The sequence below is a fragment of the Pseudomonas sp. BN414 genome (assembly GCF_029871275.1).
In the GTDB taxonomy this organism is placed as follows: Bacteria; Pseudomonadota; Gammaproteobacteria; order Pseudomonadales; family Pseudomonadaceae; genus Metapseudomonas; species Metapseudomonas resinovorans_C.
This window is the reverse complement of the sequence record NZ_SSOL01000050.1, coordinates 21,803-42,691: the sequence shown is the minus strand read 5'-3', so window position 1 is coordinate 42,691 and position 20,889 is coordinate 21,803. Positions and strand designations below refer to the sequence as shown.

The window sequence follows — 20,889 nt, the reverse complement described above, 5'->3', positions numbered from 1 at the left end:
CCACGGGCTTCGCAGGTTGGCGCCAAGCCTGCGAAGCCGTAATCCGAGCAGGTTGTTGGGCCTCGTTGCACTCAGCGCCACGTTCGCGGAAAAACGTACTGCGTCGGGAGGTTCGGCGGCCCGTCTGGCATTCGGGTAAGATGCGCGCCGTTTTCGAATAGCGGAGTGGACAGTGTCGAGTACTGAGGTGGTGATCATTGGCGCCGGCGCAGCCGGACTGATGTGTGCGATAACGGCGGCCGGGCGTGGACGTCGTGTGCGCGTGGTCGACCATGCGAACAAGGCCGGGAAGAAGATCCTCATGTCCGGCGGCGGTCGCTGCAACTTCACCAACATGTACACCGAGCCGGCCAACTTCCTCTCGCGCAATCCGCACTTCTGCAAGTCGGCACTGGCCCGTTACACCCAGTGGGACTTCATCGGCCTCGTCGCCAAGCACGAAGTGCCGTACCACGAGAAGAAACTCGGCCAACTGTTCTGCGATAGAAAATCCAGCGACATCCTCAACATGTTGCTGAGCGAATGCGACGACGCTGGCGTGGAGATCATGCTGGAGACCTCGATCATCGAGATCGCCCGTCACGACAGCGGCTATCAGTTGCAGACCAGCGCCGGGATGATGCACTGCGAATCGCTGGTGATCGCCAGTGGCGGCCTGTCGATCCCGACGCTGGGTGCCACCGGTTTCGGCTACCAGGTGGCTCGCCAGTTCGGCCACGAAGTGCTGCCGACCCGCGCTGGACTCGTGCCCTTCACCATCACCGACCAGTTGAAGGACCTGTGCACCGAGCTCTCCGGTACTTCGGTGGATTGCCGCGTCAGCTGCAACGGCCAGGTCTTCCGCGAGAACCTGCTGTTCACCCACCGTGGCCTCAGCGGCCCGGCCATGCTGCAGATTTCCTCCTACTGGCATCCGGGCGACACTCTGGAAATCGACCTGCTGCCCGATCACGACGCCAACGAATGGCTGGCGCAACAGCAGCGGGAACGCCCCAACAGCGAACTCAAGACTCTGCTCGCCGAGCTATTCACCAAGAAGCTCGCCGGCCTGCTCGCCGATCTGTGGTTCGAGTCCAAGCCGATGAAGCAGTACACCCCGTCCGAGCTGTCGGCGATTGCCGAGCAACTGTCCGCCTGGCGACTGACCCCGTCCGGCACCGAGGGGTATCGCACTGCCGAAGTGACCCTGGGCGGCGTGAGCACCGATGAGGTGTCGTCAAAGACCCTGGAATCGCAGCGCTCGCCGGGGTTGTACTTCATTGGCGAAGTACTGGATGTGACCGGCCACCTCGGCGGTTTCAACTTCCAGTGGGCCTGGGCATCCGGCTACGCTGCCGGCCAGTACGCCTGAGCCGGTTTCCGGTCAGGCGCCCTCTTCCAGCAAGCCCGCCATGCGCTCTGCCAGCCCTCGTTGACCCGCGAGGCGCTGGACTATCCTCTCGACGATCTCCACCCGCGCCGCCGCGCCCGCCCGCATCTCGCCCATGGCGTTGAGGGCCGCGGCAGACTTTTCCAGCCCGGCGCGGGTTGAACCGCTGACATGCTCCATCCCCGCCCTCGCATCAAGGGCGGCCTTCTGCAAACCCTCTGCGATCAGGCGAATCTGCCCGCTGGACTCATTGGCGCGCAATGACAGGTTGCGCACCTCGTCCGCCACCACGGCGAAACCGCGCCCGTGGCTGCCCGCCCGTGCGGCCTCGATGGCGGCATTGAGCGCCAGCAAGTTGGTCTGCTTTGCGATGTCCTGGATGCTGCCGACGATGGCTCCGATGCGCATGGACTGGCTGCCCAGCTCGTTGAATACCTGACCGATATGCGCCATGTAGGCGTCCAGCTCACCGATGGCGCCGGCCGTGGCCTGCATGCTCTCCGCGCCCAGCTGGACCTTTTCCCCGGCCGCGCGCGCCAGCGAGTTGGCGTACTGCATGTCCGCCTCGCAATGGACGATGGCATCGAGCAACTCGCTCAAGGGCGCTTGCAGGTGGGTATTGGACGGGATGGGCACCGACTGCGGCTCGGCAGCGGCGATCACCTGGATGGCCGGCTCGACCGGTACTTCCACGCGCACTTCGACCACCACCGGAGGCTGGAGGTGATACAGCAGACCGGCGGCAACGATGGCGATCAGCGCCACGGCCAGCAGCCATCCGCTGGCCAGCAGGAAGGCGACCAGGCAAAGCACGCCGCCGCTGATTAGCAGCAGTGCGGCGAGGGGTTTGCGGGGCATGGATGAAAACTCCTTGTGCATCGCGGAATACAAGATCCTGTGGGGGCGAATTCATTCGCCAAGGGCAGCGCAGCTACCCCAACTGGGCCTGAACATGGCGGGCCTTCAGCCCGCTTGGCGATTGAAATCGCCCCCACAGGGAAAGCAGGCCGTGCCCATGCCGGGCAACGGCACTCGGTATCAGAACAGCGTCCAGGTGTAACTCAGGATCAGGCGGTTCTCGTCTATGTCGGTGCGATAGTTGGAGCGTGCGGTGACGTTGCGTACGCGCACGCCAAGCCCCTTGAGGCTGCCGCTCTGGACGACATAGCTGACATCCAGGTCGCGCTCGCGGTCCTTGCCTTCGAAGCCCTTGCCGGTATCCACGTTGTCGCCGGTGATGTAGCGGGTGCTGGCCACCAGGCCGGGGATGCCGAGGGCGGCGAAGTCGTAGTCGTAGCGCGCCTGCCACGAGCGCTCATCGGCGAAGGCGAACTCGTAGGTGGGCACCTCGTTACCCAGCGGGCTGACGTTCGCGAACACACGCGGGAAGGAACTGTCGCCGTACATGGCCTGGTAGCCGATGTAGAAGGTATGCCCGCCACGCTTGGCCGACAGCAGCGAGAAGAAGGCCTGGTTGTCGATCTCGCCGATGAGCTTCCTGCCATCCTCGCTGGAGTCGAAGTAACCGACGTTGGCCCCCAGCACCCAGTTGCCCACCGGCTCACTGTGCTTGAGGCCGAAGAAGCGCTGGTCGTAGATGTCTTCCAGCTGCGCATACCAGGCACTGAGCGTGGTGCGGTTCGAATTGAAGGCGTAATCGGCGCCGGCGTAGTTGAAGGCGTCGCTGGAGGCCTGGCGCTGCGGCACATGGCCGAGCATGGCCTGCATCTTGTCGTCACCGGCCTCGTTGCGCAGGCTGGTGCTGGTGAGATGGCCGCCCTGCACGGTCAGCCCGGCGATCTCGTTGGACGTGACACTGGCGCCCTGGTAGCTGGGTGGCAGCAGGCGAATGTCGCTGAATACCAGCACCGGCAGGTTGGGTTGCAGCTCCCCGACTTTCAGCTCGGTCTTCGAGAAGCGCATCTTTCCAGCCACGCCCAGGCGGCTGTAATCATCGGCCGCCCTGCCGTCTTCCTTCACCGGCAGCAGGCCGGTGTTGACCCGGTCAGGGCTGCTGTCGAGCTTGATGCCGAGGGTGCCGATAGCGTCGAGGCCGAAACCCACCGGGCCCGGCGTATAGCCGGACTTGAAGTTGAGGATGAAGCCCTGGGCCCATTCCTCGGCCTTGGACTGCTGGTTGGCGCCGACGATGTCGGAATAGTCACGGCTGAAGTAGTAGTTGCGCGCCTGCAAGGTCGCGGTGGAGTCCTTGATGAAACCGGACTCGGCGGCCTGGGCGAAGCCAGCGCTTACGCCGGCGCAAAGCATTACGGAAAGCTTGCTCGTGGTGTTGGTCATTTCGTCGCTCTTGTTTTTATTGGGACAAAACTTCCCCGCGACCCTCTTTCGGGGCCATGCACGCAAGTCGGGGAAGGTGTGGCGATGGCCGCGGACAGCTCCCGCAGTGGTTCCATCACCGGGTCAGGTCAGGGATTGGGTTCGAGCACCTCCTCCCGTTCCGGCGCGGTCTTGGGGACGCGGCGGGCCGCCAGCAGCAGGTGGGCGAAGATGCCGAAGATCAGCCCCCAGAACGCAGCCGACAGACCGAGGAAGGACATCCCCGATGCAGTGACCAGGAATGTGATCAGGGCCGCCTCGCGGTCCTCCGGCACGGCCATGGAACCGGCCAGCGCACCGGCGATGGCGCCGAACAGCGCCAGGCCCGCCAGTGCCGCGATCAGTTCCTTGGGCAGTGCGGTGAAGATCGAAACCAGGGTTGCGCCGAAGATGCCCAGCAACAGGTAGAACACCCCACCCACCACCCCGGAAACGTAGCGCCGGGCCGGGTCCTCGTGGGCCTCCCGGCCGGTACAGATGGCCGCGGTGATGGCGGCGAGCGTCAGTCCGTGGCAACCGAAGGGCGCCAGCAGCAGGCTGCCCAGGCCGCTGGCGGAGATGATCGGGCTCGCCGGGGTCGGGTAACCGGCATTGCGCAGCACGGCCACGCCGGGCACGAACTGGCCGGTAAGCGCCACCATCACCAGCGGCAAGGCGATATTGAACAGACCGTGCCAGGTGAATGCCGGCGTCACCCATTCCGGGGTGGCGAAGCCGATCACCAGGGCCGAAGTGTTGAGCTGGCCGCTACCGGCGGCGATGCTGCAACCCACCAGCAGCACGGCCATCACCGCGTATCGCGGCGACAGGCGCCGCACCAGCAGGTAGGTGATGAACATGGCCATCACCATCAGCGGTTCGTCCTTGAGGGAGGTAAACAGTCGCGTGCCGAAGCTGAACAGGATGCCCGCCAGCATCGCCGCCGAGATGGCGGCCGGCAGCTTGCCGACGATGCGGTCGAAGGCGCCGGACAGGCCCACCAGCAGGATGATGGCGTTGGCCATCACATAGGCCCCCACCGCCTCGGCGGCGCTGATGCCCGGCAACATCGACACCAGCAGTGCCGAGCCCGGCGCCGACCAGGCGATGATCACCGGCACCCGGTAGCGCAGGCTGAGGACAATCCCCAGCACCCCGCTACCGATGGAGATCGCCCACACCCAGGAGGACAGCAGCTCGGCCGGCATGCCGCCGCTCTCGGCCGCCTGGAACACGATCACCAGGGGGCCCGCGTAGGAAATCATGGTGGCGATGAATCCCGCCACCACAGCGGACAATGAACAGTCCTTGAACAAGGTGCGCATGCTGCCTCCCGGCCAGTGGTGCGACGCGTGGTCAGTCTCAGCCCTGTGCTGCCGTCGCCAGCGGTGCAGCGCGGGTTTGCTGCAGGTGGACGAAGCACATGGCCAGGGCAGCAATGGCACCGGGGATGGCGAAGGCCATGAAGTTCAGTTGCAGCGGCAGGTTGATACCCAGCAGCGCGCCACCCAGCAGCGGGCCGACGATGGCGCCGTTGCGGCCGATGCCCGAGGCCCAGCCGAGACCGGTGGAACGAATCGCCAGGCCGTAGAACTGTGCGGCGGTGGCATACAGCAGGATCTGCGTACCGATGGTGGTGGCGCCGGCGATGCCGATCAGCAGGTAGAGCACCGGCGTCGGGCTCTTGAAGCCCAGCAGGCTGATGGAGATGGCCGCGACGATGAAGAAGGCCGCGACTACTTTCGGCAGGTTGAAGCGGTCACCCAGGAAGCCGCCCGCAATGGCGCCGAACATGCCGCCGAAGTTCAGGGCGAGCAGGAACGACAGGCTGGAACCCAGGCTGTAACCGGCGTTGGCCATCAGCTTCGGCAGCCAGGAGCTCAGGGCATAGACCATCAGCAGGCAGCAGAAGAACGCCACCCAGATCATCACGGTGCGCAGCGCACGGCCTTCGCGGAACAGTTCCAGCACCGGGGCACCCTGCTTCTTCGCTTCGATGAGTTCCAGGTGGTCGTCGTCACGCAGTTCCAGTTCCGGGTTGACGCGCTTGAGAATCGCGCGGGCCTGCTCGACACGGCCCTGGCGCAGCAGGAAGCCGACCGATTCCGGCAGGTACCAGAGGATCAACGGCAGCATCAGCAGCGGCACGGCGGCCGCGAAGAACATGGCCTCCCAGCCGAAGCGCGGGAGCATGTAGATACCCACGCCGGCGGACAGCATGCCGCCCAAGGAGTAGCCGCTGAACATGATGGCGACCAGGGTGCTGCGCAGTTTCTTCGGCGCGTACTCGTTCATCAGCGCTACCACGTTGGGCATCAGCCCGCCGATGCCCAGGCCTGCCATGAAGCGGCAGATGCCGAACTCGGTGGGGCTGCTGGTGAAGCCGTTGAGGACGGTGAAACCGGAGAAGAGCACGAAACAGATGGCGATGCCCTTCTTGCGGCCGATCTTGTCGGCCAGGGGGCCGAAGAACAGCGCGCCGAACATCATCCCGAACAGCGCGTAGCTGCCCAGGGCACCAGCTTCCAGCGGGGTCAGGCCCCATTCCTTCATGAGTACCGGCAGGACCACGCCATAGATGAACAGGTCATAGCCGTCGAAGATGAGCAGGAGTGCGCACCAGCACATCACCATCCAGTGGAAGGGCGTGAAGCGCGCGTTATCGATGATCTCGTGTACGTCGAGTTTTCGCATGGCATCTGTCTCTTGTTGTAATTGTCGAGAAACCGCTTGGTCGGGCGCGTGACGGTGCCCGACCGGTAGATACGCTTGTGTGGGCCTGATGGGTTTCGCTCCGCTCTACCCATCCTACGAATGACCCTCTACGTAGGATGGGTAGAGCCTGCGAAACCCATCACCACGGTGTATTTCTGTTAACCGAGGTCACCTCCGCCCACCGGCAGGGTTACGCCGGTGATGTAGGAGGCGTCATCGGAGGCCAGGAAGAGGATGGCGCCGGCCTGTTCGTCGATGGTGCCGTAGCGTTTCATCAGGCTGCTGTCGATCGTCTGGTCGACGATCTGCTGGTACCAGACCTTTTCCTGTTCGCTCTGCTGCGCCGTGTTGCGCGGAATCCGGCGTGGCGGCGCTTCGGTGCCGCCCGGTGCGGTGGCGTTGACGCGGATACCGCGCTCAGCGTTCTCGAAAGCCAGGCAGGCGGTGAGTGCGTTCACCCCGCCCTTGGCCGCGCCGTAGGGCACACGGTTCACCCCGCGGGTGGCAATGGACGAGACGTTGACGATGGCGCCCGCGCCCTGCTCCAGCATGTGGGGCAGCGCGGCATGGCAGCACCAGAGGGTGGGGAACAACGAGCGGCGCACTTCGGCCTCGATCTCGTGTTCCTGGTAGTGCTCGTAGGGCTTGGCCCAGATGGTCCCGCCCACGTTGTTGATCAGGATGTCCAGCCGGCCGAAACGCTCAACTGCCGCAGCAGCCACGCGGTGGCACTCGGCGAACTGTTCGAGGTCGGCGGTCAGGGCCAGCATCGAGGCGCCGGAACCCAATTCGTCCTGTAGCTCGAAGACCAGCTCGGAGCGGTCCACGGCCACGACGTGCGCGCCCTCCTCCACCAGCCGCTCGACCACACGGCGGCCGATGCCCTGCGCCGCGCCGGTGACCAGCGCGACCTTGTCTTGGAATCTCTTGTTCATGACAGCCTCTTCAGATGGCTTTTGTAGGAGCGAGCTTGCTCGCGAACGGCTCGGTGCAAATCCTTTCGCGAGCAAGCTCGCTCCTACAGAGAGTCGTGCGGGATCAGGCCGCGCTGGCAGCGAACTTCTCGTAGTAGAAATTCGCGGGCGAGATGCCCTGTTCGCGGATGTAGTGGCTGACCGCCTCGACCATGGGCGGCGGGCCGCACAGGTAGACATCCACGTCGCCGTCGTTGAGGTGCTTCGGCGCGATGTGCTGGGTCACGTAGCCCTTCTGCGGGTAGCTGCTTTCCGGGTTGGCCACGCAGGCGCTGTAGGTGAAGTTAGGGATGCGCGCGGCGAAGGCTTCCAGCTTGTCCATCTCCACCAGATCGAAGTCGTTGGTCACGCCGTAGATCAGGTGCAGCGGGTGCTCGCTGCCCTCTTCCGCGATCTTTTCCAGCATCGCGGTGAAAGGCGCCAGGCCAGTGCCGCCGGCCAGCAGCAGCAGCGGGCGGCGGATGTCGCGCAGGTAGAAGCTGCCCAGAGGACCGGCCAGGGACATGTTGTCGCCCGCCTTGGCCAGACCGGTGAGGAAGCTGCTCATCAGACCGCCCGGGACGTTGCGGATCAGGAAGCTGACTTCGCCGTCCTTCTGCAGGGAGCTGAAGGAATAGGCGCGGGTCTGCTCGCTGCCCGGCACCTTGAGGTTGACGTACTGGCCCGGCAGGAAGGCCAGCTTGCTCAGGGACTCGCCCTTGATGGACAGCGCGATGGTGCTGTCGGACAGCTGGCGAACCGCACTGATGCTGGCCTCGAAACTGGCCTGCTGGGTCTTGCAGACATCGGAGGACGCCGGCACACGCACCACGCAATCGCTCTCGGCGCGCATTTGGCAGGTGAGTACATAACCCTGTTCGGCCTCCTCCTCGCTCAGTGCGTCTTCAATGTAGTCCTGGCCCAGGTCATAGCGGCCGGCTTCGGCGAAGCACTTGCAAGTGCCGCAGGCGCCGTCACGGCAATCCAGCGGGATGTTGATGCCCTGGCGATAGGCCGCATCGGCCACGGTTTCGCTGGGGGTGGCGTCGATGAAACGGGTGACGCCGTCTTCGAAAGTCAGTGCGATCTTGTGAGTCATGGCAGGCACCCTAGATGTGGTAGACGTCGATGACTTGACGTACGTAATCGTTTTTCAGAACCACCTTCTTCGCCTTGATCAGCGGGCTCTCGCCGCGCACGTCGAGGGTGTAGAAGCTGGTGCCGAAATAGCTGTCCACGGTCTTGTAGCGGAAGCTCAGGGTGTGCCAGTTGAAGCGCACCTTGCACTGCCCGTCGGCCACTTCGAGAATCTCGATGTTGCTGATGTTGTGGGAGGTGCGGGTGTCCGGCATGGTCGCGCTGGAACGGTCGGTCTTGATGCGGAAGACGCGGTCTTCCAGGCCGCCACGGGTGCCGTACCAGATCAGCGAGATTTCGGTCTGCGGGTCTTCGGTCAGCTCGTCGCGGTCGTCCCAGGACGGCATCCAGAAGCTGGCGTCGGCCGCGTACAGCTCCAGCCAGTTGTCCCAATCCTTGTCGTCCAGGTAGCGCGCTTCGCGGTAGAGGAAGTCGCGCACGGCGTCGTAAGAGATGCTCATTGCACGGCCTCCACGGGGATCAGTTGTTGCTCGGCTGCGGCGGCCTTGAGCATGGTTTCCTGCCAGTACTTGTGCTGCAGCACGAACAGGCCTTCGTCTTCGGTGCGTACGCCGGAGAGCAGCGGATGCAGGTCGATTTCCTGGGCGGCGGCGTCAGCGCCTTCGACCCAGTGCTCGGCACCACGGGACATGTCGTTCCAGCCACGGCTGCCCTGGTAGCCCAGCTGGCAGGAGCGGAATTCTTCCAGGTCGTCCGGAGTGGCCATGCCGCTGACGTTGAAGAAGTCTTCGTACTGGCGGATGCGCTTGGCGCGGGCGTCCGCGCTCTCGCCTTTCGGTGCGATGCAGTAGATGGTGATTTCGGTCTGGTTGACGGAGATCGGCCGGGCGATACGGATCTGCGAGCTGAACTGATCCATCAGGTAGACGTTCGGGTACAGGCAGAGGTTGCGCGAGTTCTCGATCATCCAGTCGGCGCGGGCCTTGCCGAAGTCCTGGGCGAGTTCGTCACGACGCTCGTAGAGCGGACGGTCTTCCGGGTTGGCCCAACGGGTCCAGAGCAGCAGGTGACCGTGATCGAAGGAGTAGAAGCCGCCGCCGTTCTTGGCCCAGCTGCCGGCGCTCATGGTCTTGATCTCTTCACCCGCTTCGCGCTGCTTGCGCTGGTTCTGGGTGGCGGCGTAGTTCCAGTGCACGGAGCTCACGTGGTAGCCGTCGGCGCCGTTCTCGGCGGTCAGCTTCCAGTTGCCTTCGTAGATGTAGCTGGAGGAACCGCGCAGGACTTCCAGGCCCTCGGGGGACTGGTCGACGATCATGTCGATGATCTTGGCGGACTCGCCCAGGTGCTCGACCAGGGGCTTCACGTCGGCATTCAGGCTGCCGAAGAGGAAGCCGCGATAGGACTCGAAGCGAGCCACTTTGGTCAGGTCGTGGGAGCCTTCGCAGTTGAAGCTGGAGGGATAGCCGGCTTCAGCCGGGTCCTTCACCTTCAGCAGCTTGCCGGAGTTGTTGAAGGTCCAGCCGTGGAACGGGCAGGTATAGGAGGAACGGTTGCCGCTCTTGTGCCGGCACAGCTGCGCGCCACGATGGCTGCAAGCGTTCAGGAAAGCGTTGAGTACCCCATCCTTGTTGCGCGCGATGAAGATCGGCTGGCGCCCCATGTTGAGGGTGAGGTAGTCGTTCTTCTCGGGAATCTGGCTCTCGTGGGCGAGATAGATCCAGTTGCCTTCGAAGATGTGCTTCATCTCGAGTTCGAACAGGCGCGGGTCGGTGAACATCTCCCGCTTGCAGCGGTAGACGCCCTTCTCTTTGTCATCCTCAAGCAGCGAGTGCAGGAAATCGAATCCCAGGGACATGGCCAGGGCCTCCGTTGTTATTGTTCAGGCCAGGTCAGGTTAGGGAGGCGGGGCAAACGGCAATATCCGCTTTGTGCAGATCGCTATCCGTTTTTTGCAAAGCGGTGGTGGATGTCAGGAAAGGTTTGTATGAGCGCAGCTTGTGGGGGCGAATTCATTCGCTGAGGGCAGCGCAGCTGCCCCCATCAAGGTCTCAGGGCAGACCTGCGGTCTGCATAGCGAATGAATTCGCCCCCACAGAAAAGCAGGAGCGGCTACAGTCCGCGCCGCTTCAAGGTGTCCGACGGCAGCTCGCCAAACAGACTCTTGTAGCTCTCGGAGAAGCGACCCAGGTGCAGGAAGCCATAGTCCAGCGCCAGCTCGGTGACGTTGCGCACGTTGCAGCTGGGGTCGGCGAGACAAGCGCGGATGCGTTCCAGCTTCTTCTGGCGGATGTAGTGCTTGGGCGTGGTGCCCAGGTGGCGCTCGAACAGCGCGTAGAGGGAGCGCAGGCTCATGCTGGCCTGGCGGGCGAGGAATTCGCTGCTGATGTCCTGCTTCAGGTTGTGCTCGATGTAGGCCAGGATGCGATCGAACGAAGCCTCCTGGCAGCCCAGGCTTTCGCGACTGATGTTGGTCTTCATCAAGCTGAGCATCTTGCTCGCGACAATTTGCGCGTAGTGCTCCTGCACCCTCGGCAGCGCGTCGCTGGCTTCGGCCTCCTGGCAGACCATGGCCAGCAGGTTGACGAAGCCTTCCAGCTCATCGAGCCGGTAGTTGTTCTGCAGGAAACGCACGCCAAGGCTTGGCCGCTGCCAGCGCTGCTCGTCACAGATGCTTTCCAGCAGCGTGGTCGGCATCTTCAGGATGAACTTCTCGCAGTCGTCCGAATACGTCAGGTCCACCGGGTCATCGGGATTGATCAGCAGCAGCTCGCCGGGGGCCAGGTAGTGCTCCTGCTTGTGGCCGCGCCAGAGGCAATGGCCGCTGAGGAGAATCTGCAGGTGGTAGATGGTTTCCAGCGCCGGTGAGGTGACGCGCACGGCACCGCCATAGCTGATGCGGCAGAGGTCGAGGTTGGCGAACTTGCGATGGTTGAGGCTGGCCTCGGGATGGCCTGCGGCGGGCAGGCGAATGCAGTGCGACCCGACATGCTGGTTCACATATCCGGACACGGCATAGGGGTCCGCACGCTCGAACACCTTACTGCGTTCACTCAGCAGGCGACTATCCATCACAGGCACTCTTTCTAGTTGTTGTAAGTCGCGGGCGTCATGCCGGTTGGCAAGCACCCGCGATCATCATTACGCGATTCTATGTGAGGCTTTTCCTACATGCTGTGGCCAGGGATAAACGGTTGAAGATAAGTACGACCGGTTGTAACAACCGGTCGCGAGCCGACTCAGGTCGCGTCGGCGTGACTTACCAGCCCCTTGATGATCACCGCTGTAGTAGCGATGGCGGCAGGCACCACCAACGCGGTCAACACTTGTTCAAAGTTCCAGCCCAGACCCAACAGGGTCGCGCCGATCCAGGCACCCAGGATGGCGCCGAAGCGGCCGATACCAAGCATCCAGGACACACCGGTGGCGCGACCCTGGGTCGGGTAGAAACGCGCCGCCAGGGACGGCATGGCCGATTGCGCGCCGTTGACGCACATGCCGGCAAGCAGGACCAGGGTGGCCAGCAGGGTCACTTCACCCAGGCTCTGGCCGACAAAATAGGCGAAGACACCGGCCATCAGGTAGAACGCGCCGATCACCTTGTGCGGGTTGAAACGGTCCATGGCCCAGCCCACGCCAACGGCGCTGAGCACGCCGCCGAACTGGAACAGCGCGCCGATGAACGCGGCCTGCTCCATGCTGGCGCCGCTGTCGCGCATCAAGGTGGGTAGCCAACTGGTGAGCAGGTAGACGATGACCAGGCCCATGAAATAGGTCAGCCAGAGCAACAGGGTGCCGGCGCTGTAGGTGCCGGAGAAGATCACCTTGAAGACGTTGCGGCTCTGCACGGTCTTCTGTTCCGGCACGCTGAAGCCGCTGGCGGTCGCCACTTCAGCAGGCGCTATGGGCGCCAGCGCCTTGCGCACCTTCTCATTGCCCTTGTTGCGCACCACCAGGAAGCGTGCCGATTCCGGCAGCCAGATCAGCAGCACCACGGCGAGCGCCAGCGGCAGGATGCCGCCGAGGAGCAGCAGGCTGTGCCAGCCGAAGGCCGGGATCATCGAGGCGGAAACGAAGCCACCGGAGGCCATGCCGAGGTTGAAGCCGCAGAACATGCTGGTGACCAGCAGCGACTTGAGGCGTTCGGGGGTGTATTCGGAGAGCAGCGTCGTGGCGTTGGGCATGGCAGCGCCCAGGCCGAGGCCGGTGAGGAAACGGAGAATCAGGAGTTGTTCGAGGTTGGCGCTGAACGCGGAGATCAGGCTGAACAGCCCGAACAGGAACACTGCTGTCACCAGCACAACCTTGCGCCCGAAGCGGTCGGCCATGGGACCGGAACCGAGGGCGCCGAAGACCATGCCGATGAGCGCGGCGCTCATCACGGGGCCAAGGCTGGCACGGTCGATGCCCCAGTCCTGGGTCAGCGCCGGGGCGATGAAGCCCATGGCGGCGGTATCCAGGCCGTCGAGGAACACGATGAGGAAACACAGCAACACGACGCGCCATTGATAGGCGGATAGCGGCTGGGTGTTGATGAAGGATTGAACGTCGAGCGTGCCCGTGGCGGGCAGGTGGGCTGGGCTGGTCATGCAAGAATTCCTGCTATTGGCCCTCCTCCGCATGCGGACCGTTCTCTGCGGTCTCTGACGGGGAAGACTCGGACTGGACAGGAATGAGGGCGTGCCCGGTGCTTCTGGTGTCACCGGATCGGACTCTCATTGTTGTTATTGGCCGCGCTGGCTGGTGGCGCGGCTGTGCAGACCTTACGAAGAGACGATTGTCGGTTCAATTCGATAATCGGCAAAGCGTTCGAATATCGAACGCATCCTGCAGGCATTGCTCTTGCTGCTCTTCTGTGGGGGCGAATTCATTCGCTAAGGGCAGCGCAGCTGCCCCGAAGAACACCACAAGGCAGGCCTGCGGCCTGCATAGCGAATGAATTCGCCCCCACAGGAAAAGCGTCACCGCCGTTCAATGGAACAACCGCGTACTCAGATCCTTGCTCGCCTCGATCAACGCCGGGAGGAATCGGGTTTCCAGTTCCTGCCGGCTAACGCGGCCCACGTGGGTGCCAACGTTCAATGCAGCGAGCACCTGGCCGGCGGAATCGCGCACCGGAACCGCCACTGAGCGCAGGCCCATCTCCAGTTCCTGGTCGATGATCACCCAGCCCTGGCGACGGATTTCCGCAATGCTGGCGCGCAGCCCGTCGACGGTGTGCACGGTGCGGCTCGTCTTGACCTGCAGGTCGGCATGTTCGAGGTAGTCGTCCAGCGCGGCGTCATCCAGGGCGGCCAGGAGGATACGGCCCATGGACGTGCAATAGGCCGGCAGCCGGCTGCCGACGCTCAGGTCCACCGAGATCAGCCGATTGGGCGTGGCCGAACGGGCGATGTAGAGAATCTCGTCGCCTTCCAGGGTGGCCATGGAGCAGGCCTCGTGGAGCTGGTCGCTGAGGCGGTCGAGGATCGGCTGGGCGGTGACCGCCAGCGGCGTCGACGACAGGTAGGCGTGGCCGAGGGTCAGGACTTTCGGCAGCAGCGAGTAGGTGCGCCCGTCCGTCGTGACGTAGCCCAGCTTCATCAGGGTGTGCAGGCAGCGACGCACGGCGGCGCGGGGAATCTCGGTGCGATGGCTGATCTGGGCGATGGTCAGGTGGCGCTTGCGCTCCTGGAACGCATGGATCACCGCCAGGCCGCGAGCCAGTGAGGTCATGAAGTTGGGATCGCCGGTGAAAGCTTCGATGCGCTTGGCCGGCGAGGCGATGATCGGGGGAGCCAGTGGCGGCAGAGGGGCACGCAGTTCTTCGGTCATTCTTCTTGTCCTTGGTGGATCGCGGTCGCGGCAAGTCGGCCGATTATCGAACCAAAGTTCGATAATCGCAATTGACCCTGATGCGTTCGACTCTTACTTTTGCCGCCGCCAACCAGCGCCCCGGTTTGATCAGGTACCTCGGCGCCCGGCAACGGCTCCGCTCAAGAGGCGCAGCCGCCATCCCCTACGCAGACGCCATCACCCCGGCGCGCTACCCGCGCGTTCGGGGCTGGCAATTCCCCAGTTCGGGCAGCAGTATCTATTCCGAACTTCAATTCATGGATGAACGGAAATATTGACTCTCGATTACGGGCGCAGAGTGATATCGCCATTTCGTATTGCTCGAACTTGGAAAACAACTCGACTCGTTGCTAGCGTAATCGGGAAAACAATAACAACACTGTTCTGGTTCTTCTTTCATCCCCATCCATACCCTTCACCGAAGCGCATCAAATAGACCCCATATTCATTTCTGCCGCCAGGCGAACTCCCGGCGGTACCGCTCGCGCATTCGTCGCGTCCTCGGCCTCCCTGACCTGTCCTCTGGGGATAAGGTCGAGCATGGAACAGATCGAGCATATGACTGAAACGAAACCTGAGGATCGCGCCATGAGAATAATAAGCGTGAGACTTGAGTGCGGCTTGAAGTTAATGCGCATCATAGTCTTGGCCGCAATTTCAATTCTTGGTCTGGTTGTAAATAGCTCTAGTTACGGCGAGGACATACTTTATGTCGGCGACTCCGGCGACAATTCCGTAAAACGATTCGATGCTGTTACGGGCAGGTTCCTGGATGTGGACTTGAATCCTGCCAATGACCCGGATGCCTTTGTCCGCCCCGGCAGCGGCGGACTGGCAGGGCCGCGCGGGATACTGCTCGATGGGAATCTCCTGGTGGTGAACCAGAACGTCAATCTCGGCATACCTGGCGAGGTATTGCGGTACGACAGCCTGACCGGGGCCTTCCTGGGCAAGCTGGTCTCCTCCGGGAACAAGAACGCGCCATTCGTACCGCGTGGAATCGTCCGCGATGGCAACGACGTGCTCTATGTGGCCGAGCTCACCACGGCCAACGGCAGGTCGCCCGGCAGGTTGCCTACCTATGCTGCAAACGGCGCCTTCATTCGGGACCTGACCTTTGCTCGCTTCCCGGCCGCAGATCGGAATCCGCGCTCCGTGGTGTTCGGCCCGGACGGTTTCCTCTATGTCTCGCTGCGCAATCTGAAGAACGACGGCCTGGGCGGCCATGTGGTGCGTTTCACCGCTGCCGGCACCTTTGCCGGTGTATTCATTGAGGACACGGGCGGTGTGGGAAGACTCAATCGACCCGAAGGATTGGTCTTCGGCCCTGACGGACGTCTTTATGTCACCAGCTTCCAGGCGAACCCGCAGGACACCGATTCCATTCGTATCTATGACGCCCAGGGAACGTTCGTCGACAAGATCCCCCTCAACCTCCTTGGAGAGACCCGGGCATTCGCCCAGGCCCTGCTCTTCGGTCCGGGCGGGCGACTCTTCGTGGCAGTGACCAGCACCGGCGAGGTGCGGAGCTACGATGTGGCCACCAAAGCGTACACATCCTTCGTCCCGACCACGGCAACGGGCGGGGCACTGAAAGAGCCCTGGTACATGACCTTCGGTCAAACCGACCCCGCAACCCTGAGCTACGTGGAGTCGGGTCCACAGGGGAGCGGGCCGAACCTGGTGCGCTGCTTCTGTGGCAACGGAGCGGTGGTCGATTTCTGTGCCGCACTGGACTGCTTCTCCAGCCCGGAGCAGGACGCGATCTGCGGCCCCGGCTGTGCTCCACGCGGAGGTGAGACCGGTACAGCCTGCTTCCCGTTGGACAACCGCTGTCCTGCCGCTACGCCCACCGGGCTCCGTCAGCCGGCACCACTGATGCTGAAGTGATGCCCGTGCAACGGTTCGAAGAATGGGGCGGTTTCGCCGTCCCATTCCTTGCCCCTCCTAAAGCAGCTTGCACACCTCGTCGAAGTCCAGGCGCGGCCCGCGCGCGTGCAGCTTCGACGGATCGCCATAGCCCAGGTTGACGAGGAAGCTGGACTTCACCTGGCTATCCGGGAAGTGCTCCAGCTGGAAGGCGTCCGCGCGCCCGTCGGCGGGGAAGAATTCGTGGTCAACCAGGGCATTGTCGAACCCCGACATCGGCCCGCAATCCAGCCCCACCGCCCGCGCCGCCAGCATGAAATAGGCCCCCTGCAACGAGCTGTTGCGCCGCGCAGTGAGCCCCGCCAGTTCTGGCGTGTTGGCGAACCAGGCGCGCGCATCGGTGTGCGGGAAGAGCGTGGGCAGCTGCTCATAGAACTTGAGGTCGTAGGCAACGATAGCGGTGACCGGAGCCGCCATGGTCTTGTCGATGTTGCCCGGCGCCAGTGCGGGTAACAGGCGCTGTTTGGCCTCGGGCGTGCGCAGGAAAAGGATCCGTGCCGGACAGCAGTTGGCGCTGGTGGGGCCCCACTTCATGAGGTCGTACAGTTCGCGCAACGTATCGTCGCTTACCGGTTTTTCCAGCCAGGCACTGTAGGTACGTGCCTGACGGAACAGCAGGTCCATGCCTTCTTCGCTCAATCGCTTGCTCATCGCTGCCTCCTCTTGCCAGGGTGGCCGCACGCTCGTGCGGATGATCTAGAGAGGATAGTCAGCGCAGCGCTCCACCTGTGGGGGCGAACTCATTCGCCAAGGGTGGCGAAGCCGCCCCAGAGGATCTCAAGGGCAGACCTGCGGCCTGCTTGGCGATTGAAATCGCCCCTACAGAAAGCAACCCGCGCCTCAGGTCAGCAATCCTATGAACAAGCTGGCGCTGACCGTGGTCGCACGCTCGTGCGCGTGATCTAGAGAGGATAGCCAGAGCAGCGCTCCACCTGTGGGGGGCGAATTCATTCGCCAAGGGCGGCGAAGCCGCCCCAGAGTATCTCAAGGGCAGACCTGCGGCCTGCTTGGCGATTGAAATCGCCCCTACAGAAAAGCAGCCCGCGCCTCAGGTCAGCAATCCGATGAACAAGCTGACGCTGACGGTGGTCGCACGCTCGCGCGGATGATCTGGAGAGGATAGCCAGCGCAGGGCTCCACTTGTGGGGGCGAATTCATTCGCCAAGGGTGGCGAAGCAGCCCCAAGAGATCTAAAGGGCAGACCTGCGGCCTGCTTGGCGATTGAAATCGCCCCTACAGACAAGCAGCCCGTGCCTCAGGTCAGCAAACCTATGAACATGCTGATGCTGACGAAGGCCAGCACGGTGCAGACCACCAGCGCCGCGGCGCAGCGCCCTTCGAGTCCGAAGCGCTGACCGAGGATCGGGTAGATGCTCATCATCGGCGAGCAAGCGAAGAGCACGCCCGCGACTCGCAATGCCGGGTCGACCGGGGGCAGCAGCTGGAAGCTGAGCAGGACCGCCAGCGGGTGCAGGAGCAGCTTGCCGAGGCTGAGCTGGGCCACGTCCTTGACCAGGCCACCGGCTCGCAATCCGTTGAGGCTGGCGCCGATGACGAAGAGCGCCACAGGCGCCGAGGCCGTCGCCAGCATCTCCACCACCTTGGCCGGCACGCTGGGCAGGCGAACGCCGAGCAGGGCCAATCCCAGGCCGATGCTGATGGAGATGATCACCGGATTGCGCAGCAGGCGCAGGAAGGTATCCAGCAGCGCCGCACGCAATCCGCTGCCGTTCTGCCGACCCATTTCGGCCAGGGCCAGCGCCAGCGGAATCATCAGCAGGTTCTCCACCAGCATTCCGAGGGCCAGCGCCACGGCCGCCGGTGAACCGAGGACCATGGCCACGATGGGATAACCGATGAAGCCGCTGTTCGACACCGACATGCCAAGGCCCGCCAACGCGCTGCCGCTGAGGCTGTCCTTGCGCACCATCCGGGAGAACAGGAAACCGCCCCAGAACACCACCTGGGACCCGATGCCGTAGGCCAGCAGGTAGGTGGCGTCGAACACCTCGTCCAGCGGCTTTTCCAGCAGTGCGCGTATGACCAGGGCCGGCAAGGCGAAGGTGATGACGAACTTGCCCATGCCCAGCACCTGCTCCGGACTGACCAGCCGCCCGCGGGCGGACAGGTAGCCGATGCCGATCAGGATGAAGATGGGCGCGGTAATGCCAAGTATCTGAAGCATTGGAGGCTCTGCGGTCAGCGGCTCCTTTCCCCGGGCTGGACCGGTTTCAATTGCTGCAACCGGCTGCGGGTACGGGAAAAGTCCATATGGGGATTGCCCCGACACAGGTCGTCCAGGCTGGCTTCGCTGGCCAGCAGGAGTTGGATGCCCGCGTCGTAGGCGATGTCGATCAGGTTGACGAAACGCTGTTGCACATCGATGGCTTCCTCACCGAGGCAGGGCACGCCGCTGATGGCGAGATGCAGGAAGCGCCTGCTCAGCCAGAGGAAATCGGCGCTGGAATGGGGGCGCCGGCACAGCTCGTCGAAATCCAGCCAGGCCCGTTCGGTATCCATGGCCCGCAACCGCAGCGAATGGTGGTTGACCGCCACCACCACATCCCGTTCGGCCGCCGCGCTCAGACCCAGCTGATCTTCGATCCAGGGCGCATCGGTGGCGGAAAGCGGCCAGCAATAGGTGCCCCAGGCTTCAAGTCCTCCGCGCCGTAGGCGGTAGTCTTCGCCGCCGTCGAGGTTGAGCACGTCGAAGCGTTTTTCGATCAAGGCGATGGCCGGCTGGAAGCGTTCGCGGTACAGCGGGTTCGGGCAGAGGCCGTCGGGATCGTAGTTGGAGGTGCAGACCATGCCCACGCCCTCCTCCACCAGCACCTTGAGCAGACGCCCGAGGAGCACCGCGTCGCCGATGTCGTGGACGTGGAATTCGTCGAAGCAGAGCAGTCGCGTATCCGCTGCCAATGCCCTGGCCGCCAGTGCCAGCGGATCGGGCTGGCCGGTGAAGGTGCGCATGCGTTCCTGCAATTCCTGGAGGAACGCATGGAAGTGCACGCGACGCTTGGCGGCAAGCGGCGCGGCGGCGAAGAAGGCGTCCATCACGAAGCTCTTGCCGCGCCCTACTCCGCCCCAGAGGTACAGGCCGGCGACGGGACGCCGCAACCAGCCCTTTTTCCCGGCCATGAACGACTCCAGCCATTGCCCGAGATGGGTAATGGCTGTGCGTTGCGCCGCGTCGGCCCGGTAGCCCCGGGCCTCCAGCAGTGCATCGAAATGCCGTTCGATGCGCTGGCCGACCGTTTCAGCCGGCGCAGCGAATGCGGGCTCCCGCTCCCTAGAAGTCAAAGAACACCGTTTCCCCTTCTCCCTGGATACGGATGTCGAAACGATAGGCCAGTTTGCCGTCCACTTCGCAGCGGCTAGCCACCAGGGTTTCGCGGCGCTGTGGCTGCTCGATCAGGTTCAGCACCGGATCGACGGCGTTGGCGCTGGCTTCGTCGTCGAAGTAGATGCGGGTCTGCAGGTGGATGTTGATGCCACGGGCGAACAGCGACACGTTGATGTGTGGCGCCATGGGCACACCGGCGGCGTTCTTCACCACGCCCGGCTTGATGGTGTGCAGGGTCCACTCGCCGGCATCGAAGGTGGTGGCGGTTCGGCCGAAGCTGTTGAACGGTTTTTCAAGGTCGAAGGCAGTGTCGTAGACGCCTTCATGATTGGCCTGCCAGAACTCCAGGAAGGAGTCGCGCACCAGGTGGCCATTGCCGTCGTAGACGTTGCCGAGCAGCAGGATGTGCTGGCCGGGCGCATCGGCCTTGGCCATCTGGTTCCAGATTTCCTGGTCGCGGGTCGGGTTGCCGGCCGCTTCCAGGGCCAGGCCGATGTGCACGTAGGGGCCGGCGGTCTGCGAGGGGGTTTCCGGCAGCAGTTCGATAGGCATGCGCGTGCCTCCTCAGCGGTTTTCGAAGTGGGTCTTGCGCTGGCCGCGCAGGACGATGTCGAAGCGGTACGCCAGGCAATCCATGGGGATGGCGTTGCTCATGTCGAGCTTGGCGATCAGCGTCTGTACCGCGTCGGGGTTGGCGATGCTCTTGACGATGGGGCACATCGGGATCATCGGATCGCCTTCGAAATACAGCTGGGTGATCAGGCGGGTGGAGATCGACGGCCCGCTGATGGAGAAGTGGATGTGCGCCGGGCGCCAGTCGTTCGGGCCGTTGCGCCAGGGGTACGGACCCGGCTTGATGGTGCGGAATTGGTAGTAGCCGTCGCGGTCGGTCAGCGCACGGCCGACGCCACCGAAGTTCGGGTCGAGCGGAGCCAGGTAACGGTCATTCTTGTGGCGATAGCGGCCGCCAGCGTTTGCCTGCCACATCTCGACCAGGGTGTGAGGAACTGGCTTGCCGTACTGGTCGACCACCCGCCCGGAAACGATGATGCGCTCGCCAATCGGCAGGCCGCCGTTGTTGAAGTTGAGCAGCAGGTCGTTGTCGTGCTGTCCCATCTTCAGATGCGAGAAGTCCGGGCCGCTGGTCTCGGAAACGGACTGCGGAATGCTCACCAGTGCCTGGCGCGGGGACCGGGCGATGGACGTCTTGTAGTCGGGCGTGAAGGCTTTCGGGTGCCAATTTCGGTCACGAATGACGAAGCGGCTGTTTTCCGCATCGGACATGACGGTTTCCTCTTTCTTGGATTTATGGGCAGTCAGGCTGTGGGCCGTGG

At 63.5% G+C, this 20,889-nt stretch carries 18 protein-coding genes; 2 read left to right on the top strand and 16 right to left on the bottom strand.

Going from position 1 to position 20,889, the window contains the following annotated elements; translation table 11 throughout:
• Nucleotides 1–172: 172 nt before the first annotated feature.
• A complete protein-coding gene (locus E8E95_RS09900; RefSeq protein ID WP_280349669.1) occupies nucleotides 173–1,351 on the top strand; it encodes an NAD(P)/FAD-dependent oxidoreductase in 1,179 nt (392 codons plus the stop codon).
• A 12-nt stretch (nucleotides 1,352–1,363) separates the two neighbouring features.
• Here E8E95_RS09900 and E8E95_RS09895 read toward each other — a convergent pair whose 3' ends face one another.
• The 11 genes from E8E95_RS09895 to E8E95_RS09845 all read right to left on the bottom strand — a co-directional run bounded on the left by E8E95_RS09895 (nucleotide 1,364) and on the right by E8E95_RS09845 (nucleotide 14,262).
• Nucleotides 1,364–2,227, bottom strand: a complete 864-nt coding sequence (locus E8E95_RS09895; protein ID WP_280349668.1) for a methyl-accepting chemotaxis protein — start codon at nucleotides 2,225–2,227, stop codon at nucleotides 1,364–1,366.
• Nucleotides 2,228–2,407: 180 nt separating this feature from the next.
• Entirely contained in the window at nucleotides 2,408–3,637 is a 1,230-nt protein-coding gene (locus E8E95_RS09890) for an OprD family porin (protein ID WP_280349707.1), read from the bottom strand.
• Nucleotides 3,638–3,795: 158 nt separating this feature from the next.
• Complete coding sequence (locus E8E95_RS09885) at nucleotides 3,796–5,010, bottom strand: benzoate/H(+) symporter BenE family transporter (protein WP_280349667.1); 1,215 nt, start codon at nucleotides 5,008–5,010, stop codon at nucleotides 3,796–3,798.
• A 37-nt stretch (nucleotides 5,011–5,047) separates the two neighbouring features.
• A complete protein-coding gene (locus tag E8E95_RS09880) occupies nucleotides 5,048–6,379 on the bottom strand; it encodes an MFS transporter (RefSeq protein WP_280349666.1) in 1,332 nt (443 codons plus the stop codon).
• Between the two features lie 179 nt (nucleotides 6,380–6,558).
• Nucleotides 6,559–7,335 carry a 1,6-dihydroxycyclohexa-2,4-diene-1-carboxylate dehydrogenase gene (locus tag E8E95_RS09875; protein WP_280349665.1) on the bottom strand — a complete coding sequence of 259 codons (777 nt, stop codon included), beginning with the start codon at nucleotides 7,333–7,335 and terminating at the stop codon, nucleotides 6,559–6,561.
• A 103-nt stretch (nucleotides 7,336–7,438) separates the two neighbouring features.
• Nucleotides 7,439–8,452 (bottom strand): benzoate 1,2-dioxygenase electron transfer component BenC, encoded by a 1,014-nt coding sequence (gene benC / locus E8E95_RS09870; protein ID WP_280349664.1) that lies wholly within the window; start codon nucleotides 8,450–8,452, stop codon nucleotides 7,439–7,441.
• A 10-nt stretch (nucleotides 8,453–8,462) separates the two neighbouring features.
• On the bottom strand, nucleotides 8,463–8,951 hold the full coding sequence (gene benB, locus E8E95_RS09865) for a benzoate 1,2-dioxygenase small subunit (RefSeq protein ID WP_077527240.1): 489 nt from the start codon (nucleotides 8,949–8,951) through the stop codon (nucleotides 8,463–8,465).
• The gene (gene benA / locus E8E95_RS09860; RefSeq protein WP_077527239.1) at nucleotides 8,948–10,306 is read right to left on the bottom strand and encodes a benzoate 1,2-dioxygenase large subunit; all 1,359 of its coding nucleotides are present in this window, start codon (nucleotides 10,304–10,306) and stop codon (nucleotides 8,948–8,950) included. Before benA ends, benB begins: the two co-directional genes overlap by 4 nt.
• 254 nt (nucleotides 10,307–10,560) lie before the next feature.
• On the bottom strand, nucleotides 10,561–11,523 hold the full coding sequence (locus tag E8E95_RS09855; protein WP_280349663.1) for an AraC family transcriptional regulator: 963 nt from the start codon (nucleotides 11,521–11,523) through the stop codon (nucleotides 10,561–10,563).
• A gap of 164 nt (nucleotides 11,524–11,687) precedes the next feature.
• Nucleotides 11,688–13,037 (bottom strand): MFS transporter, encoded by a 1,350-nt coding sequence (locus E8E95_RS09850; protein WP_280349662.1) that lies wholly within the window; start codon nucleotides 13,035–13,037, stop codon nucleotides 11,688–11,690.
• A gap of 382 nt (nucleotides 13,038–13,419) precedes the next feature.
• The gene (locus E8E95_RS09845; protein WP_077527236.1) at nucleotides 13,420–14,262 is read right to left on the bottom strand and encodes an IclR family transcriptional regulator C-terminal domain-containing protein; all 843 of its coding nucleotides are present in this window, start codon (nucleotides 14,260–14,262) and stop codon (nucleotides 13,420–13,422) included.
• A gap of 561 nt (nucleotides 14,263–14,823) precedes the next feature.
• Here E8E95_RS09845 and E8E95_RS09840 point away from each other — a divergent pair.
• Nucleotides 14,824–16,173 carry an NHL repeat-containing protein gene (locus E8E95_RS09840; protein ID WP_280349661.1) on the top strand — a complete coding sequence of 450 codons (1,350 nt, stop codon included), beginning with the start codon at nucleotides 14,824–14,826 and terminating at the stop codon, nucleotides 16,171–16,173.
• Between the two features lie 57 nt (nucleotides 16,174–16,230).
• Here E8E95_RS09840 and E8E95_RS09835 read toward each other — a convergent pair whose 3' ends face one another.
• The 5 genes from E8E95_RS09835 to pcaH all read right to left on the bottom strand — a co-directional run bounded on the left by E8E95_RS09835 (nucleotide 16,231) and on the right by pcaH (nucleotide 20,839).
• The gene (locus tag E8E95_RS09835; RefSeq protein WP_179059578.1) at nucleotides 16,231–16,863 is read right to left on the bottom strand and encodes a malonic semialdehyde reductase; all 633 of its coding nucleotides are present in this window, start codon (nucleotides 16,861–16,863) and stop codon (nucleotides 16,231–16,233) included.
• Between the two features lie 604 nt (nucleotides 16,864–17,467).
• Nucleotides 17,468–18,397 carry an AEC family transporter gene (locus E8E95_RS09830; RefSeq protein WP_280349660.1) on the bottom strand — a complete coding sequence of 310 codons (930 nt, stop codon included), beginning with the start codon at nucleotides 18,395–18,397 and terminating at the stop codon, nucleotides 17,468–17,470.
• Nucleotides 18,398–18,411: 14 nt separating this feature from the next.
• Nucleotides 18,412–19,512: a cell division protein ZapE gene (gene zapE, locus E8E95_RS09825; protein WP_280349659.1), complete on the bottom strand. Its 1,101-nt coding sequence runs from the start codon at nucleotides 19,510–19,512 to the stop codon at nucleotides 18,412–18,414.
• On the bottom strand, nucleotides 19,502–20,107 hold the full coding sequence (pcaG, locus tag E8E95_RS09820; protein ID WP_280349658.1) for a protocatechuate 3,4-dioxygenase subunit alpha: 606 nt from the start codon (nucleotides 20,105–20,107) through the stop codon (nucleotides 19,502–19,504). Before pcaG ends, zapE begins: the two co-directional genes overlap by 11 nt.
• A gap of 12 nt (nucleotides 20,108–20,119) precedes the next feature.
• The gene (gene pcaH, locus E8E95_RS09815; protein ID WP_280349657.1) at nucleotides 20,120–20,839 is read right to left on the bottom strand and encodes a protocatechuate 3,4-dioxygenase subunit beta; all 720 of its coding nucleotides are present in this window, start codon (nucleotides 20,837–20,839) and stop codon (nucleotides 20,120–20,122) included.
• Nucleotides 20,840–20,889 lie beyond the last annotated feature (50 nt).

Bases quoted from the DNA above. Each gene is read 5' to 3' on its own strand.
- benA (WP_077527239.1), bottom strand. From the start codon at position 10,306: ATGTCCCTGGGATTCGATTTCCTGCACTCGCTGCTTGAGGATGACAAA.
- benB (WP_077527240.1), bottom strand. From the start codon at position 8,951: ATGAGCATCTCTTACGACGCCGTGCGCGACTTCCTCTACCGCGAAGCG.
- E8E95_RS09850 (WP_280349662.1), bottom strand. From the start codon at position 13,037: ATGACCAGCCCAGCCCACCTGCCCGCCACGGGCACGCTCGACGTTCAA.
- E8E95_RS09830 (WP_280349660.1), bottom strand. From the start codon at position 18,397: ATGCTTCAGATACTTGGCATTACCGCGCCCATCTTCATCCTGATCGGC.
- E8E95_RS09880 (WP_280349666.1), bottom strand. From the start codon at position 6,379: ATGCGAAAACTCGACGTACACGAGATCATCGATAACGCGCGCTTCACG.
- benC (WP_280349664.1), bottom strand. From the start codon at position 8,452: ATGACTCACAAGATCGCACTGACTTTCGAAGACGGCGTCACCCGTTTC.
- pcaH (WP_280349657.1), bottom strand. From the start codon at position 20,839: ATGTCCGATGCGGAAAACAGCCGCTTCGTCATTCGTGACCGAAATTGG.
- E8E95_RS09875 (WP_280349665.1), bottom strand. From the start codon at position 7,335: ATGAACAAGAGATTCCAAGACAAGGTCGCGCTGGTCACCGGCGCGGCG.
- E8E95_RS09895 (WP_280349668.1), bottom strand. From the start codon at position 2,227: ATGCCCCGCAAACCCCTCGCCGCACTGCTGCTAATCAGCGGCGGCGTG.
- E8E95_RS09835 (WP_179059578.1), bottom strand. From the start codon at position 16,863: ATGAGCAAGCGATTGAGCGAAGAAGGCATGGACCTGCTGTTCCGTCAG.
- pcaG (WP_280349658.1), bottom strand. From the start codon at position 20,107: ATGCCTATCGAACTGCTGCCGGAAACCCCCTCGCAGACCGCCGGCCCC.
- E8E95_RS09890 (WP_280349707.1), bottom strand. From the start codon at position 3,637: ATGCTTTGCGCCGGCGTAAGCGCTGGCTTCGCCCAGGCCGCCGAGTCC.
- E8E95_RS09840 (WP_280349661.1), top strand. From the start codon at position 14,824: ATGGAACAGATCGAGCATATGACTGAAACGAAACCTGAGGATCGCGCC.
- E8E95_RS09885 (WP_280349667.1), bottom strand. From the start codon at position 5,010: ATGCGCACCTTGTTCAAGGACTGTTCATTGTCCGCTGTGGTGGCGGGA.
- E8E95_RS09845 (WP_077527236.1), bottom strand. From the start codon at position 14,262: ATGACCGAAGAACTGCGTGCCCCTCTGCCGCCACTGGCTCCCCCGATC.